The organism is Pseudomonas sp. KH_040 (assembly GCF_057839305.1).
In genome coordinates, this window is the sequence record NZ_CM174487.1 from 2,346,483 (window position 1) to 2,360,423 (window position 13,941).

The 13,941-nt window shown below is 56.7% G+C and carries 17 protein-coding genes and 3 pseudogenes; 8 read left to right on the top strand and 12 right to left on the bottom strand.

The genetic code is table 11. From position 1 onward, the window contains the following. Positions 1-21 precede the first annotated feature (21 nt). The 3 genes and pseudogenes from AC3IUF_RS10520 to AC3IUF_RS10530 form a co-directional block, all read right to left on the bottom strand. Entirely contained in the window at positions 22-288 is a 267-nt protein-coding gene (locus AC3IUF_RS10520; RefSeq protein ID WP_489280982.1) for a phiTE_072 family protein, read from the bottom strand. 219 nt (positions 289-507) lie between these two features. After that, a pseudogene (locus AC3IUF_RS10525) lies at positions 508-2,597 on the bottom strand (DNA cytosine methyltransferase). Positions 2,598-2,885: 288 nt separating this feature from the next. Continuing rightward, positions 2,886-3,155, bottom strand: a complete 270-nt coding sequence (locus AC3IUF_RS10530; protein WP_489280983.1) for an HNH endonuclease — start codon at positions 3,153-3,155, stop codon at positions 2,886-2,888. 168 nt (positions 3,156-3,323) lie between these two features. On the opposite strand from AC3IUF_RS10530, the gene AC3IUF_RS10535 reads away from it, so the two are divergent. Beyond that, positions 3,324-3,593: a hypothetical protein gene (locus tag AC3IUF_RS10535; protein WP_489280984.1), complete on the top strand. Its 270-nt coding sequence runs from the start codon at positions 3,324-3,326 to the stop codon at positions 3,591-3,593. A gap of 63 nt (positions 3,594-3,656) precedes the next feature. On the opposite strand, the gene AC3IUF_RS10540 is transcribed toward AC3IUF_RS10535, so the two are convergent. After that, positions 3,657-4,058, bottom strand: a complete 402-nt coding sequence (locus AC3IUF_RS10540) for a hypothetical protein (RefSeq protein ID WP_489280985.1) — start codon at positions 4,056-4,058, stop codon at positions 3,657-3,659. 79 nt (positions 4,059-4,137) lie between these two features. Here AC3IUF_RS10540 and AC3IUF_RS10545 point away from each other — a divergent pair, with 79 nt between their 5' ends. Beyond that, positions 4,138-4,326, top strand: a complete 189-nt coding sequence (locus tag AC3IUF_RS10545; RefSeq protein ID WP_489280986.1) for a hypothetical protein — start codon at positions 4,138-4,140, stop codon at positions 4,324-4,326. Positions 4,327-4,618: 292 nt separating this feature from the next. On the opposite strand, the gene AC3IUF_RS10550 is transcribed toward AC3IUF_RS10545, so the two are convergent. After that, positions 4,619-4,939, bottom strand: a complete 321-nt coding sequence (locus AC3IUF_RS10550; RefSeq protein ID WP_489280987.1) for a hypothetical protein — start codon at positions 4,937-4,939, stop codon at positions 4,619-4,621. 111 nt (positions 4,940-5,050) lie between these two features. Between AC3IUF_RS10550 and AC3IUF_RS10555 the strand changes: the two genes are divergently transcribed. After that, positions 5,051-5,563, top strand: coding sequence for a hypothetical protein (locus AC3IUF_RS10555; RefSeq protein WP_489280988.1), 513 nt, complete (start codon positions 5,051-5,053; stop codon positions 5,561-5,563). 32 nt (positions 5,564-5,595) lie between these two features. Here AC3IUF_RS10555 and AC3IUF_RS10560 read toward each other — a convergent pair whose 3' ends face one another. The 4 genes and pseudogenes from AC3IUF_RS10560 to AC3IUF_RS10575 all read right to left on the bottom strand — a co-directional run. Continuing rightward, a complete protein-coding gene (locus tag AC3IUF_RS10560) occupies positions 5,596-5,925 on the bottom strand; it encodes a hypothetical protein (protein ID WP_489280989.1) in 330 nt (109 codons plus the stop codon). Positions 5,926-6,000: 75 nt separating this feature from the next. Next, entirely contained in the window at positions 6,001-6,465 is a 465-nt protein-coding gene (locus AC3IUF_RS10565) for a hypothetical protein (protein ID WP_489280990.1), read from the bottom strand. 47 nt (positions 6,466-6,512) lie between these two features. After that, positions 6,513-6,704 carry a hypothetical protein gene (locus AC3IUF_RS10570; protein WP_489280991.1) on the bottom strand — a complete coding sequence of 64 codons (192 nt, stop codon included), beginning with the start codon at positions 6,702-6,704 and terminating at the stop codon, positions 6,513-6,515. Next, positions 6,701-6,868: pseudogene (locus AC3IUF_RS10575) on the bottom strand (Heme peroxidase); the annotation flags it as partial. The pseudogene AC3IUF_RS10575 and the gene AC3IUF_RS10570, both read right to left, overlap by 4 nt. Positions 6,869-6,870: 2 nt before the next feature. Between AC3IUF_RS10575 and AC3IUF_RS10580 the strand changes: the two are divergent. The 3 genes and pseudogenes from AC3IUF_RS10580 to AC3IUF_RS10590 all read left to right on the top strand — a co-directional run. Beyond that, positions 6,871-7,257 (top strand): annotated as a pseudogene (locus AC3IUF_RS10580) (lysis system i-spanin subunit Rz); the annotation flags it as partial. Positions 7,258-7,883: 626 nt separating this feature from the next. Beyond that, on the top strand, positions 7,884-8,201 hold the full coding sequence (locus AC3IUF_RS10585; protein ID WP_489280992.1) for a hypothetical protein: 318 nt from the start codon (positions 7,884-7,886) through the stop codon (positions 8,199-8,201). Between the two features lie 714 nt (positions 8,202-8,915). Beyond that, on the top strand, positions 8,916-9,377 hold the full coding sequence (locus tag AC3IUF_RS10590; RefSeq protein ID WP_007913491.1) for a hypothetical protein: 462 nt from the start codon (positions 8,916-8,918) through the stop codon (positions 9,375-9,377). A 336-nt stretch (positions 9,378-9,713) separates the two neighbouring features. Here AC3IUF_RS10590 and AC3IUF_RS10595 read toward each other — a convergent pair whose 3' ends face one another. Further along, positions 9,714-9,989 (bottom strand): hypothetical protein, encoded by a 276-nt coding sequence (locus AC3IUF_RS10595; RefSeq protein ID WP_007913492.1) that lies wholly within the window; start codon positions 9,987-9,989, stop codon positions 9,714-9,716. Positions 9,990-10,143: 154 nt separating this feature from the next. On the opposite strand from AC3IUF_RS10595, the gene AC3IUF_RS10600 reads away from it, so the two are divergent. Then, entirely contained in the window at positions 10,144-10,473 is a 330-nt protein-coding gene (locus AC3IUF_RS10600; protein ID WP_007913493.1) for a hypothetical protein, read from the top strand. A gap of 57 nt (positions 10,474-10,530) precedes the next feature. Here AC3IUF_RS10600 and AC3IUF_RS10605 read toward each other — a convergent pair whose 3' ends face one another. Further along, positions 10,531-10,944: a VOC family protein gene (locus AC3IUF_RS10605; protein ID WP_123374823.1), complete on the bottom strand. Its 414-nt coding sequence runs from the start codon at positions 10,942-10,944 to the stop codon at positions 10,531-10,533. A gap of 223 nt (positions 10,945-11,167) precedes the next feature. On the opposite strand from AC3IUF_RS10605, the gene AC3IUF_RS10610 reads away from it, so the two are divergent. Beyond that, positions 11,168-12,979, top strand: a complete 1,812-nt coding sequence (locus AC3IUF_RS10610) for an ABC transporter ATP-binding protein (RefSeq protein ID WP_489280993.1) — start codon at positions 11,168-11,170, stop codon at positions 12,977-12,979. Here AC3IUF_RS10610 and AC3IUF_RS10615 read toward each other — a convergent pair. Continuing rightward, positions 12,976-13,920, bottom strand: coding sequence for an alpha/beta hydrolase (locus AC3IUF_RS10615; RefSeq protein ID WP_007913502.1), 945 nt, complete (start codon positions 13,918-13,920; stop codon positions 12,976-12,978). The genes AC3IUF_RS10610 and AC3IUF_RS10615 overlap by 4 nt on opposite strands. Positions 13,921-13,941 lie beyond the last annotated feature (21 nt).

Below are 13,941 nucleotides of genomic sequence, written 5' to 3' on the forward strand. Positions count from 1 at the left end.
TGATCCCGCGATCAAGGCAGTTCAGGACGTAGTTCCAATCACAGTCCGCCACCTTGCGCGGGCCCATGCCGCCCAGTAGGCGTTCCAGCTATTGTCCCAGCAGTTAATCGTGATCTTGCCCAGGGCGGTCTGATAAGTCGCGTCGGATTCAGTAGGACAGTCGCGGCGGCCGAAATCCTCGAGGAACACGGTAATCGGGTCGAGCCGCAGTGCGCCGGTGATTACCAGCTTGGCCACAGTCGAGGGATCAACCTTCAGCGGCTCGGCCGTTTTGTTTTCTGTGGGCATGGGGCGTCCTATGCCGGGGCATGCCCGGGCGGTGGAGGGTGGGGTGGCGAAGGTTTGAAGGGCCATATAATGGTAGAGGGGCAACGCCTCTCCCAAAGTATGGAGACCTCCCCAATGAAAGGCTTGATTGCCGATTTGATGTACCAATTGCTTATCGAACTGCTCAGCCACATGTTGATGCGTCTGGCTGACTGGCTGTCGGCGTTGCCGTGGCTGTGACTACGCCGCGGCTGCCTGCTGCTCGACAACGCGCCACGGATCGTTCGCCCGTGCCAGTGCTGCCATCGGCGGCGGGCTGACGCTGTTGCCGCACATGTGCACCTGCTGGGTTTTGGTGAATGGCTTGCCGTCGGCGCCGTGGCTGATGATGTAGTCGGCGGGGAAGCCCTGAGCCTTGTACAGCTCGGCCGGTTGAAGCATCCGCAGACAGATGTCGACGATCACGTAAGGCGTTCCCTTGATGGTGACGGTGACCAGGCCCAGCCGATCCTTGGTGGTGATGGTTGGCGCTGGCGCGTCGGCGGCGCTCATGTTCTCGGTGCCGTAGTAGCTGATCAGGAATGCTGCGACCCGCAGCGCGCCTGCTTCAACTTCCGGCGAGAGCTGCTGCTCGACCAGCGAGCTTTTCCCACCACCGCCGGCTGTGATAGTTGGCGCCGGTTCGTCCACGCCTTGGCCAACGCTGGCGCCGAATTGGCGTTCCACGAATGCGGTGACCAGTCCATGGTGAGTGCCGCCGGCGCTGATGGTGTGCAGCGGATCGGCTGCGTCCCGTGCATCGCAGTTGCCGCGCAGGTGCACCAGGTTCGCCTTTACCAGCTGCTCTGGCTGCCGGTGTTGGTCACCGTGGTCATCGGATCCTCGATGCTCTTGGCTGCCGTAGTGTTGAAGCCGCCATTCATCTGGGCCATGAACACTGTTGATATGCCCATGGCGTGGGCGGCGCCGGCGGGTCGCTTGTAGTCACCGCCGCTGGTGATGGTTGGAAGCGGCTCGTCGAGTGTTTTTCCTTCGTCCGCAAACCGGGACTTGACCAGATGCGCGGCGGCGACTGAATGCCCGCCGCTTGTACTAACAGTGCCCAGCGGGTCACCGGCAAACTTGCTGCCGTCGCCCCAGCGCTGAACACCGCCCGGTTTCCCTTCGCCATGCGCAGCGGTGACCATCACCGGACTGATCATCGTCAGCTCGCCGCGGTTGGCGCACGTGACCGTCGGCAGCGGGGCGTGGGGATCGTTGATGCGATCACTGCCCTGATGCGTTGCTGGCGCGATGATTGGGCTTGCCATGGCGAACGATCCGCCGCGCGGCCATGACGTCACGGTGCGCAGCGGGTCATGCGCGGATTGGACGCTTTCGCCCGACTAGTTCGCGATCGGCACAATGAACGGGTCAGCCGCATCGATGACGAACTTCTTCATGCCTTTGGCGATCCGGCGCAGGGTGGCCGGGGCCAGTGGCTTAGCTCGGTCGAAAAAGCTTTTGCTCGGAATGGTCCAGTCGATGCACTCGGCGGCGGTGCGCCACTTCTTTTGGCCCTTGGCCGGGTTCTTCGCGTGGGTTGGCTCAGGCCATACAATCGGCTGTCCGTCGCAACGGGCGATCATGAAGAGTCGCTCGCGGCTGGTCGGCGTGCCGAAGTCGCATGCCTTGATGACCCGCCATTCGACCTTGTAGCCAAGCTTCTGCAGCTCAGCGACGAAAACCGCCCACGTCTGCCTGCGGCGTTTCGGGTCAGGCACCAGGAACTGCTGGTGAACCGGGACGACTTCGCCAGGCTCGGCAATGGCACCGCCCAGCTTCATCACGCGGCCGGTCGACTTGCAGCGCTTGGCGATCAGCGGCCCCCATTGGAGGATCTGCTTCACATTCTCAAGGCTGATGACGCGGGGCTTTTTCTTGCCGGGCCACTTCAGGGCGATCCACGACAGATTCCGGATCTCGCGCTTGCGAGGTTGACCGCCGGCCGCCTGGCTGTGGTGAGTGCAGTCAGGTGACATGTGGAACCAGCCAACGGCCTTGCCGCCGCACTCGATGTCGGGGTCGCCGTCGAACACGTCGGTGGTGTAGTCCGCGGCGCCCGGGTGATTCACGGTGTGCATGCTGATCGCGTGCGGACTGTGGTTCTTCGCGACGTTCACCGAGCGACCCAGACCCATTTCCAAGCCGGTACCGGCACCGCCGCCACCGCCACCGCCGCCACCGCCACCGCAGAAGAAATCGACAACGATCTCATCGTCCTGAGTGCTGAAGCCGAGTCCGTATTGAGTTTTGAAATCGAAGGGGTGTTTCTTCTGTTGTGCGGGCATAGGGGATCCTCGCCGGCTGGCGTGATAGTTGAATTCTGGATTGGCTCAGGCTCGGCGCGATCGGTGGTGCGCGAACTCGCCTTGATATTTATCTGCCGCTGCAACATAGGCGGCGTGCGCTTGCTCAGGTGTCGGAAATGATCCGAGGTAGGTCTTCTTGCCGTTGGCGTAGATCTGCGCTTTCCAGCAGCGATCCCCTTTGTGGTAAGTCGCGCCTTTTAGGCCGGACGCGCACCGTGGAGTGACGTGTGCATTGTTTTGCGCACTGGTCGCCACTCTCAAATTTTCTCAAGCGTTGTTGCTTCGAACGCCGTCTCGGTGATCGACAGCACCCTGCGGCCAACCGCCTGTGACCAGCATCCAGGCCACCATGTGAGCGCCATAGGTCTTTTCGAGCAGCTTCAGATAAACGTACCCATCTGGCTTCTTCGATCCCGCTGGCTCGCCGATGCGCCGCCGGCAGTGGTCAATCTTCCATGTGAAGTCTCCGGTAAGCGGGTCGTAGGCAATCATTTCTCTGAGCAGCCGGGTACGCCGCTCTGAATACATCTCAGGCATATCGTCACCTCGATGGGGTGGTGGCACTTTGGGTAGAAGTGGGGTATTTAGTAGATGCGTCGAAGCTGGTTGGTATGCGGATTCTGCGTGTCATCTGCTGATGCACAGTGATGCGTCAGCGTAACGAACTACGGAAAGGTGAGCATCGTGGGTATAGCAAAAAGGCACATGGAAGAAATGGAAGATAAACGAAACTTAGCCATTCGCATCGCCGTTGAGGCCGGTGTTTTAGACGAGTGCGAGTACCACGATGGAACGTTTACCGAGGGCTCTAACGACATAGAAGAAGCTTACAAGCTCGGAAACTCTCGTATAAGCAGCGGTGAACTCGACGGCGCCTTCGATAGTCGCCGGGAAATGACTGATCTCATCAAGGCTGTGGTTGATGAACTTAGCGCCGATGAATGCTACTCCTGCGCCCGACACAGAGACGAATAGATATCTATTCGGTCGAGACGGTGCCTGCTCAGTTTTGTGCTGACAGGTATCGCCTGAACACTATCAGGCGCGCCGGACCTTGAAGTGCAGCATCGCCTTGATGCTGTGGCAGTAATCCTGAAGCCGCTCGTAAGCCTTGTATTTGGCCTGGCTGCGAGTGGTTGCCCATACCCTGACCAGGTCTTCACGGGCCTCGCGGTTCCAGTCGAGATCTTCCCAGCCATGCTTTAACGGGAGGACCAACCACTCTTTGAGCGGCAACGTCTCGGCAATTTCGCCGTACTGCATTTCGTGGGTGGAGTGGTAATTGCCGATGCGCTTCTTCGGGTCTTCGTCCAGCACCACGCCAATGTAGTGGCCGCGATCAGCCAGGATGACGCCGGGCTTACCGTAGGCGATGACGCGGCGGCCGATTTCGGCGGGCACCTCATAGTACTGCCGGACGTATTCGCAGTTGTGGCTCATGGATTTCTCCAGTCAGACGCCGCCCTCCGTGACCGGTGGTGGCAATTTGGTTTGAGTTGGGGTATTACAGGTTTCCGGTATGGAGCCGGATCAAGGAGAAATGAAAATGGCTGTAGCTGTAGAAGATTACGAAGGTGACATCAAGGTCTATGATAAGGCCGCAAAAGTCACGGACCAAGGGCATCAATATGTTCTTTTGGCCGCTGATGGCTCTATTCTCGCAATCATTCCGAAAGACGAGGTTAAGAAGTTGCATTCTGACCTCTGATAATACCTGCAGCTGCCGCTTGTCGTTTAGATGAGCGGCCGTTAGACAGGAAGACGGCATCCAACGGATGTCGTTTTCAGTAAGTCACGATGGCACGTCACGTAATGCAAATGTAATCTTCCACCTAGTCGTGGTTCATACGCTCAGCGCCGCGAAGGGAGGGGGGAAGTAGATCTTACTCTTCTTCGATGCCGCACCTGCCATGACTCGCTTAAGTGCAGCCGCCGAGCTTCGTCCGAGCTGGCGCATTGCCCGTCGTTGCGGTATTTGTGTTCGGCCCGGCATAGGGTGGTCAGCGAACAAAATCTGAAATTTCAGCAAGCGCTGAATCGATAGCTTCCGCTGCCTCGCGTGCAGTCATATCGCCGTGGCTCTTTAAGAGGTCGTGAATTCGCTGCATGCTCTCCTGCATATCGTCGGCGGCAGATCCTTCTTCTGCGGCTTCCTCCACCTGCTCTTCAAGTCCGGCGACTTCCTGTTTCAGCGTTTCGATCTCTGATATACGTCCCTCGAAACGATATCGACCTCCCCGCCATCTCAGCCTGGGCGTCTTCGTCGATTCCAGCGTAATGAATAAGCTCTTCATCGGTGAGAGCTGAGACAGGAGACCCATGGACTTTCTCCAGTCATGCGCCGCCCTCCGTGACCGGTGGTGGCAATTTAGTTTGGGTTGGGGTATTACAGGTTGCTAAAAAACGGAATCTGTTATCAGGAGTTTTATCAAGTGTCAGATACACGGGCGGCAGCAGTAGGTGCCATTTTTGGCGTGGGGGGTGTGATTGTTGGTGCTCTGATCACAGGGTTTGTTGCGGTAAAAGTTGCTAATATGCAGCTTCAGCAAGCTGAGATGACAACTCGCGCATCTAGCGCTTTAATTATCAGGGCTGCGTTGACTGAAAAGGCTACAGGCTTCTTTGCTGCTAATGAAGCGTTTATTTCTTCGATGAATGCAAAGGGGGCGACTAAGGAATCACTTGTTGCTGCCGCGGAAGTTCTGCATGTGGAAGCTAGTAAGCTTTATCCGTATTTGGATTCGGATTTATTAGTGGCGTGTAGTGAAATGAATAATGATGTTGCTGATGTGATAAAGCAGGCTGAAGCACGTGGTGAACTGAAGACGGTGCTTGGGAATTATGATTTGTCTTATAGAAAATTCCTGCGGTTATATTTGAATCTTAGGCGAGAGCTTGAACGCAGTGCGTTAGTAGACGTTTCTGGTAGTCAAATAGATAAATAAAGTTGATTTGGTAGGGATGTAGCGGCAGCTTATTACCTGAAAGTACTGCCTACTTCGTCACCTGGATCGCGCTTCAGTTCCGCTAGGCTTTCTTGCAAAAACATCCGCGCCACATTTTCGTTTATCTGCACTTTGTGGCGCGGGCTTTCCATCGCTTGAAACGACAGGGCCGGCCCGAGCGCATGAGCGTTGAGAATCAGGTTCTGCACCGCCTCGCTAACTTCCTCAATTTCGTTCCAGGCCATCAATTCTTCAAACTTCTGTCGGGTGCCCAGCCGTAGCCGGTGCCGCAATTCCTTCTCGTCGTACTCGATTCGCTTCTCGGCGGCCTTCGCCGATCGCTCTTGTCCAGTCTTGGCCATGGCCTACCTCTTCAATTCCGCTGGCCGGCAAGCCCAGCCAGGTCTGTCGTTTGCGCTGTTGGGGTCTGGAACGTCTCACGCAGCTACCTTCACCTGATGCCAGGCGCCGGCGGAGTAAAACAGCTTCGCGGCTTGGGCTTCATCCATCGAAACTTCGTCCAGAATGGCAACCCAGCCTGATGCGACCAGATGGCTCGGGTTCGCGCTGTTGCGCAGCTCCAGATAGTAATGCTCGATGGCATCGGTCAGGCGCTCGACCTTGTAGATGCCCTTGGGCGAGATCTCGACCGACTTGATGTACTCAGCACCGCGCTCGTCACGACGCATGGCGCCGATGTAGATCGTACAGTGGTAGGAGAAGTCGAAGATCGCATTGGCGATCGCCAGACTGCGGATCAGCCGGCAGCTCTTCCAGTTCGCCATGATCTGGCTGCCGCTGGGATCGATATTTACGACCGCGACGTGGTTGGTACGCAGCAACGCCCGGCAACTGTGTTCAGCCCGCGCGAAACCGTTGTTGGGTTTGCGTTTCGACTTCATAGCGAGTCCGCCATTTTACGCAGAGCTTCGCGGTCAGTGGCCGATATCTACTTCGAGCGCCGCTTGAGAACCGTTTGAGGGTCTACCCAGTCCCGCCGCGCAGGCCTGAGCTTCACCCGAGCCGACGGCAACTCCTTGAAGTTGCCTCCAGCCCGCGTCCAAAAGTCGGCCATCGCAGCGGCGATTTCATCGGACTCAGTCTGCTTTGCACGAACTGCGTTGAGGTTGAGGCTGATCATGCTGCCACCTTGACCAGCTTCACGCCGGCCATGCTGAACTTGGCGCCTTGTTCGGCCACAAGTGCGTCGAGGTTTTCCCAGCTGACGGTCAGCACCGAGATAGGCGCCTGGCCGTAGGCAACTGCTTTGATCAGCTCTTCCAGATCGAACACTTCAGCTTGCAGGTTTGACCATCGCTGCAGCTACCGCCCAACAGGTCGAGCAGGACAAGCGCCTGGCGCTAGAGCAGAAGCTTTCGGCCAGCAAGAAAACCCACTTCGAGAAAATGACCGATGCCCAACGTGACCAAGATCGCCTGCGCGATCGCCTTGCCACTTCTGATCTGCGGCTGTCAGTCCTCCTCGACGCAACCGACGTTGCCAAAGGCTGCGACGTGCCTGCCAACGCCGGCGCCCGAGGCGTGGATCATGCAGCCGTACTCGCCCGACTTGCCCCGGCGCATGCTCAACGAATTATCGCCATCACCGACACCGGCGACCGGGGGCGGATTGCCTTGGCAGCTTGCCAGGCCTATGTGAAGGCGGTCAGCTCTCACGATCCCTCGCATCCCTGAGAAGTCGCTGATTTTCTTGGAAGAGATGGTCTCTCTGGTGTGCCACGTCTGCAAATCTGCGCCTTTCGCTTAGTAAATCCCCCTCGGCGTACTGAAGCTTTGCCCTGAGAGAATTTCTCTCCTGGGTGAGCGCGTCATTGTCACGAACCAATCCCTCAATATTTTCAAGTGCCCGATCGAGCTTGAGGTTGAGCGCTTCGAATTCGTTCTCGTACATCCTGAGCTGGTGCGGGCAGGTTTCGAGCGAAGTTGGGTTGCCGAGTCAATCGTCGGTGTCTTCTATATAGAGGGGGTCCACGGAGGCGCCTTGCTAGTTACTGGTTTTATATACAGTAATGGGGCGCGCTAGGTGGGCGAGCGTGAGGCGACGAACTGTAGGATTTTGGATTGGTGGGTGTCGGCAGAACGCCGTAGGTGGAGGCAAAGCACTGTAGGAAAATAAAGCACTAAGTTGTTGATTCTTATAGTGGGTAATGTTGATTTGTCACCCTGCGATTTTAGGGTATTTTCCCTTTTATATCAGCAGCTTACGTTTATTCAGAAGTCACCTTGACATGGTGGTGGGCAAACTCGCCGACAGCAGCCTCACATGGCAACATGGCACATCATTCTGAGGGGGCTGCGCCATGACCGTCGTTAAAGCTTTGAACCTCGCATCTTACGCGTGCCAACTAGTCGCGCTCTGCCTAGCGACAAAGATCGATTTGAAGGCACTCGCGCTCAGCAAGGCTGAATCTGAGCTGCCAGATTCCATTTGGGCAGACCATTACTTGGCGGTGAGGGATGACAAGCAGCATTACCCAGGCGAAGCAGAACTGAACCTGCAGGCATTAGAGGCGGCCTATGATGAAAAGCGAAATGGCGCACTGTTGAGATGGTCGGGTGCCCTGATCGCATTCTCAATCGTACTTCAGGCAATCGCGACGTGTGTCTCGCCGGATTGAGCTCCCACGACGGCGGATCGTGCGCAAAACCCATGCTGCTGGCCGCGGTTTACCGTTTGCATAAGCACAAAAAAACGGATATTTTGCCACCCTGAATACAGGTCTTTATCCTTACAAAACAATAGCTTGGATCGCTACAGTCCCCAGCATGGGGTGCTAAGGGTCGAGTGTTCGAATCACTCCGTCCCGACCATATAATTCAATGACTTAGCCCAATCTGAAAAGGTTGGGCTTTTTCATGCGTGGGGAATTTGCGGGGGGGCATCTCGTTTTCTCCTCAAGATGATCAGAGCCGGTCCTCGCGAACTGATTGACCTCGATGCGGACTCAGCCAAAAGCTGCGACGTCAGGTTGCGTGGGTCATGCGGTCGTATTCGCCACGACTGCACCAATGCATGCTCAGCGAGTAACCTCATCACCAACGCGGACATCCGCAGACTCATTGCGCTTCAGGCAGGCAAGATGTCGATGAAAGCCATTATTTCCGATGTCAGACGACATTACTTCCAGCGTGTCGCGTCTTTTGGGGGTAATCAAGTCTCTTGCTTTAACAACTTAACACTTTCGAAATAGCGCCATAGTGCTGATGTTGCTTTATAGCTCTGGTATATAGAAGTGTATAGGTCGTAAGTTTATTTGACGCCAAAAAATATCGAACTATAGTTTTTTTTGCTGCAGGCAGAATTCTATTCTTTGTTGATGAGGTGTTGCTAAATGGAAAGTAAAATTCATGCGAATAAAGGCTGGCAACGTATCGGGAAAATCCCTTCGGCAGGCAATCTTTATGCAGATGGTACATGGTGCTTCAATACTCGCGAGCGAGACGCCAGAACCTGTGATGCTAAAGGATATGGTGTAGGCAAGGGCAACTACTACATTATGAATATTGATAAGGGGGACAAGAAATATCCTTATAGCGGCGAGAAGGCAATAGTGGGGCAGGCAATATTCAGAGTCGGTGAGCATGGATCGCCAGAGGCGCTGGGTCTGCGAGGGGCGTTCAGCGGTGGTGAGGATGTGTGGATGATGATCAATGACACGTTTGACGGTCTTGATGACAATGACGGTTCCCTCCAACTTAGGTTTGTTTCTGCAGGAGGACGGACACTAACACCGACAAATTCTCTTGGTGATCCCATTGGTACTCAATATACAAAGGACAAGTTCACGAACTAAGAGTGGTTCTTGGCGTTTCTATTTGTGCGGGATTATGATGGTCTCATGTTTCTTTCGATTTTAATTTTGGCAGCTGTGCTGTCGGTGGGTTTTTCTGGTACTACAAATCAATAAAGGGTGGGGCTTGGGGCGAGCACAAACAGGAGGTGCCACTGAGCGACTATCAGAGTTACTCTCTCCCGGTCGTATAATTCATTTAAAAAGGCCAATGCATTCAGTATTGGCCTTTTCAGTACGTGTCCCTTTATGCGATGCCAGTGCGGCTAGCGTGTATTCATGGTGCCAGGCTCGCTAGTTGCAATGTTTGGAGCACACCACGAGACGGAAAAAGAACGGCTATTGTGCAGGCTTCTTCTTGATGTCATCCGAGTCACTCGAAGTCGCAGCGTCCTTTTCCGTTTCGTGCGATTGCGCGCCTGCGTTGCCGCCTGACGATTCCTCGCCTTTCTTGTTCGCCTTTTCTTCATTGGATTGTTTGCTGCCGGAATTGACTCCTGGCAGGGCGGTCGGCGGGGCAGCAGACCCAGCGTTAGTCTCCTCGGCAGCCAATGTGCAGGCAGGGCCAATGAGCAGCAGACTGGCGAGGGACAGGGCAGCAATATTCTTGTTCATTATTTGTACGCTCCACTGAGGGGTGTTCAGTTTGGAAGTGCTAAGAGGCGAAAGGTGCGGGCCACCGGACGAGTGGCGAGAAGGCAAATTGCTGGCCCCCGGACTTACGCTTCCCCGGCAAAATCGCCTTTTTTCAAAAGGTTAGGTTGGCTATATGCGGACGATTGTCATAACCGTTGCAACGCTTTCCCTGGCTGTCATCGCCTGTGGGGTTCAGGCGAAAGAGTTGAGCAAGAGTCATCGTTTTGCCTGTGTATGGGGTTCGGACATCGCCGCCGGCGCGCAGCAGTCGAAGCTTGCGGGGATTTCGCTGTATGGCGCGCGCAAACGCCTGCAGGTGCGCAAGTTCCAGCAGCCGTGGATGCGCATGACTGCGATGGGGATCACCGAGCAGACCTACGACAGTCCATCAAAGCTCAAACCCGCAGCGGTCAAGCAGACCTATTATGAACAATGCGTACGCCACGAACTGGCCCAGCGCTGAAGCAAAAAGCCCAACCTGAACCGGTTGGGCTTTTTCATGCCTGGCGAAAAGTTTGTCTCACTTTTCGCTCTCGCAATTGACCATCCACGATACGCCAAAACGATCCACCAGCATGCCGAAGCGCACCGCCCAGAAAGTCGCCTCCAGCGGCATATCGATGCGGCCGTCCTTGGCCAGAGCGTTAAACACCTGCTCAGCTTCAGCGATGCTGTCGACATTCAGCGAAATCGAGCAGCCGCTCATGCCTTGAGTCGGGCGGTCGGGTGTGGTGTCCGAGGCCATGATCATCTGATCACCCACTTTCAGGCAGGTGTGGATGATCAGATTGTGGTGTTCTTTGGGCACATGCTCGGCGGCGGGTGTCTCGCCGAATGACATCATCGCTTCGAGCTTTCCTTGCAAGGCTTGCTGGTAAAAGGTGAAGGCCTCGCGGCAGTCACCGTTGAAGATCAGGTACGGGTCGATTCTCATGTCTCTGCTCCCGGCAGTCAGGCGCGGAGCATGGCGGGTGTTCGCCGGGTTCCGCGTTAGGCGGTTAAAACATAGCAGAGCGTTGGACGCCGGAAAGGCGTGAGTCTTCCAGATGTTTTTGTTCTGAAAAGCGCTTCGACGATAACGCGGTCGTTGTGTGAAATTCAGTCCAAGCGCTGGAGTACCATGACGCACCACCATCACCTGCAGAGTCCAACGCCCCATGCCTGATCTATCACGCTTCACGTCCTTGTTCGATCAGGCGCAGCGCGCCTTGCGCCTGGTCTGGGGGACATCGCGTGGCTTGTTTCTGGGGCTGGTGCTGGCAACGTTGGTGGCCGGGCTGCTGCCGGCACTGGCGGCGTGGTTGGGGCAGCGAATTGTCGATGCCGTGGTCGCAGCGATGCAGTTGCACGCGCAACACGGCAGTGCGCCGTTGTGGCCGGTGTTGCGTTACGTTTTGTTGGAGGCCGGGGTGTTGGCGCTGTTGTCCGGCACGCAACGGGCGCTCTCGGTGCAGCAGTCGCTGTTGCGGGTGCAGCTAGGGCAGAAGGTCAATACGCTGATCCTGGAGAAAGCACAGACCCTGTCACTGGTGCAGTTCGAGAACTCCGAGTTCTACGACAAACTGGTGCGTGTGCGTCGCGAGGCTTCGACCCGGCCATTGGCGCTGGTCATGAAGTCGTTGGGCTTGATTCAAAACCTGATCATGTTGATCAGCTTTGGTGTGCTGCTGGTGCATTTCTCCCCTTGGGCGCTGGTGCTGCTGGTGGTCGGAGCATTGCCGGTGTTCTTTGCCGAGGCGCATTTTTCCGGTGACGCCTTTCGCCTGTTCACCCGCCGCGCGCCGGAGAGTCGGCAGCAGAATTACATCGAAACCTTGCTGTCCCACGAAACCTATATCAAAGAGGTCAAGCTGTTCGGTTTTGCACCACTGTTGCTGCAACGCTACCGCGACACGTTCGCCAGGTTGTATGCCGAAGATCGACGCCTGACGTTGCGGCGCGATGGCTGGGGTTTCGGCCTCGGTCTGCTCGGTACGGCGGCTTTTTACGTGGCCTATGCCTGGGTGGTGATCGATGCTGTGCATGGCCAGATCAGTCTTGGCCAGATGACCATGTATCTGGTGTTGTTCAAGCAAGGCCAAAGCGCGGTGAGCAGCAGCCTGAGTGCAATCAGCGGCCTGTACGAAGACGGCCTCTACCTGACCAGTCTTTATGAATATCTAGCCGAACCGGTTCAGGTCGATAGCGGCCACCTGACGGTCGGTGCCTGCCCGGGCGATGGTTTGCGTTTCGAAAACGTCGGTTTCCGTTATCCGGGTGCCAGTCGACCGGCACTGGAAAATATTGACCTGCAACTGGTGCCAGGCCAGAGCATGGCGTTGGTCGGAGAGAACGGTTCAGGCAAGACCACGCTGATCAAGTTACTGACCCGGCTCTACCGCCCCGATCAAGGGCGCATCCTGCTCGACGGCAGCGATTTGCAGGATTGGCAGGAGACCGCGTTACGTCGACGTATTGGCGTGATTTTTCAGGACTATATCCGCTATCAGTTCAGCGTCGGAGAAAACATCGGCGTCGGCGATACCTTGGCGTTCAACGATTCGCAACGGTGGCAGGAGGCGGCTGCCCAAGGGATGGCGGCGCCCTTTATCGAAGGACTGGACAAGGGATATGCCACGCAATTGGGACGCTGGTTTGCCGGTGGCCAGGAATTGTCTGGCGGGCAGTGGCAGAAGATTGCCTTGTCCCGCGCTTACATGCGCCGTGAGGCCGACATTCTGATCCTCGATGAGCCGACGTCCGCCCTCGATCCGGCGGCCGAAGCGGCGGTGTTCGAGCATTTCAGCCAGCACAGCGAAGGGCGCATGACCTTGCTGATTTCCCATCGTTTTTCCAGCGTGCGCAATGCCGACCACATCATCGTCCTGCAACAAGGCCGGATTCTGGAGCAGGGTGGCCACGATCAACTGGTCGCCGCTGCGGGGCATTACGCGCAACTGTTCGATTTGCAGGCGCGCGGTTACCGTTAAGTGTCCCGCCCGCTGCGCACTGTCGCCGGTCCGGCCATCCGCGGCGCTGGTTTGCTCTGCATCAGGCTGTCGAGCGCCTTGCGATAATTCTGCCCGCCGAGCGCCATGCTGTTGTTGTGCGTCGCTCCTGGCACCAGCAACAGGCGCTTGGGCTGTTGCGCGGCGTTGAACAGTTGCTCGCTGAAGCGCGGAGGAACGAAAGCATCAGCCAGACCGTGAACCACCAGCAGCGGCATATGAATGTCGGCGATCTTGTCGATCGAATCGAATTTCTGCGACAGCAGCCAGCGCACCGGCAATGAAGTGTTGGCCACAGAGGCGGCGACATCTGCCAGCGTGGTAAACGTGGACTCGATCACCAGTCCGCGCACGGGTAGCGCGGAGTGATCGCGGGCGGCGGCCTGCCCAAGTTCCGCTGCCAGATCGATCGCCACAGCACCACCGAGGGAGTGCCCGTAGATCAGGCGTTTGGCCGGGTCCGGTTGCAGCAGTTTGAAGCGCTCCCACGCCACGCGTGCGTCTTCGTAGACACTGCTTTCCGATGGCAGATCACCGTGACTCTTGCCGAAACCGCGATAGTCGATGGCCAACACCGAATAACCCGCCGCGCGCAATTGTTCGATGCGAAACAACTGCCCGGTGAGGTTCCAGCGCACGCCATGCAGATAGAGAATGGCCGGCGCATTGGCCTTTTCCGCCGGCCACCACCAGGCATGAATGTTTTCCCCGGCCTTGAAACTCTTCGGTTGCAGGTCGAGTTCCTGCACGCTGCCGGGCAAGCCGCGATACCAACCGGCGGTGCCCGGTTCGATGCGAAACAGCAGTTTGCGTTCGGTGTGTTCGAGTACGGCACAACTGGTCGGCACGCCGATAATCAGCGCGGCCATGCAGGCAAACGCCAAACGGCGGCGTCGCAGACGCGTCATGAAGGACAGGAACATTAAACGTTTCACCCAGGCGCA

Coding starts and splice junctions, on each gene's coding strand:
- AC3IUF_RS10520 (WP_489280982.1), bottom strand. CDS start 288: ATGCCCACAGAAAACAAAACGGCCGAGCCGCTGAAGGTTGATCCCTCG.
- AC3IUF_RS10530 (WP_489280983.1), bottom strand. CDS start 3,155: ATGCCTGAGATGTATTCAGAGCGGCGTACCCGGCTGCTCAGAGAAATG.
- AC3IUF_RS10535 (WP_489280984.1), top strand. CDS start 3,324: ATGGAAGAAATGGAAGATAAACGAAACTTAGCCATTCGCATCGCCGTT.
- AC3IUF_RS10540 (WP_489280985.1), bottom strand. CDS start 4,058: ATGAGCCACAACTGCGAATACGTCCGGCAGTACTATGAGGTGCCCGCC.
- AC3IUF_RS10545 (WP_489280986.1), top strand. CDS start 4,138: ATGGAGCCGGATCAAGGAGAAATGAAAATGGCTGTAGCTGTAGAAGAT.
- AC3IUF_RS10550 (WP_489280987.1), bottom strand. CDS start 4,939: ATGGGTCTCCTGTCTCAGCTCTCACCGATGAAGAGCTTATTCATTACG.
- AC3IUF_RS10560 (WP_489280989.1), bottom strand. CDS start 5,925: ATGGCCAAGACTGGACAAGAGCGATCGGCGAAGGCCGCCGAGAAGCGA.
- AC3IUF_RS10565 (WP_489280990.1), bottom strand. CDS start 6,465: ATGAAGTCGAAACGCAAACCCAACAACGGTTTCGCGCGGGCTGAACAC.
- AC3IUF_RS10570 (WP_489280991.1), bottom strand. CDS start 6,704: ATGATCAGCCTCAACCTCAACGCAGTTCGTGCAAAGCAGACTGAGTCC.
- AC3IUF_RS10585 (WP_489280992.1), top strand. CDS start 7,884: ATGACCGTCGTTAAAGCTTTGAACCTCGCATCTTACGCGTGCCAACTA.
- AC3IUF_RS10590 (WP_007913491.1), top strand. CDS start 8,916: ATGGAAAGTAAAATTCATGCGAATAAAGGCTGGCAACGTATCGGGAAA.
- AC3IUF_RS10595 (WP_007913492.1), bottom strand. CDS start 9,989: ATGAACAAGAATATTGCTGCCCTGTCCCTCGCCAGTCTGCTGCTCATT.
- AC3IUF_RS10600 (WP_007913493.1), top strand. CDS start 10,144: ATGCGGACGATTGTCATAACCGTTGCAACGCTTTCCCTGGCTGTCATC.
- AC3IUF_RS10605 (WP_123374823.1), bottom strand. CDS start 10,944: ATGAGAATCGACCCGTACCTGATCTTCAACGGTGACTGCCGCGAGGCC.
- AC3IUF_RS10610 (WP_489280993.1), top strand. CDS start 11,168: ATGCCTGATCTATCACGCTTCACGTCCTTGTTCGATCAGGCGCAGCGC.
- AC3IUF_RS10615 (WP_007913502.1), bottom strand. CDS start 13,920: ATGTTCCTGTCCTTCATGACGCGTCTGCGACGCCGCCGTTTGGCGTTT.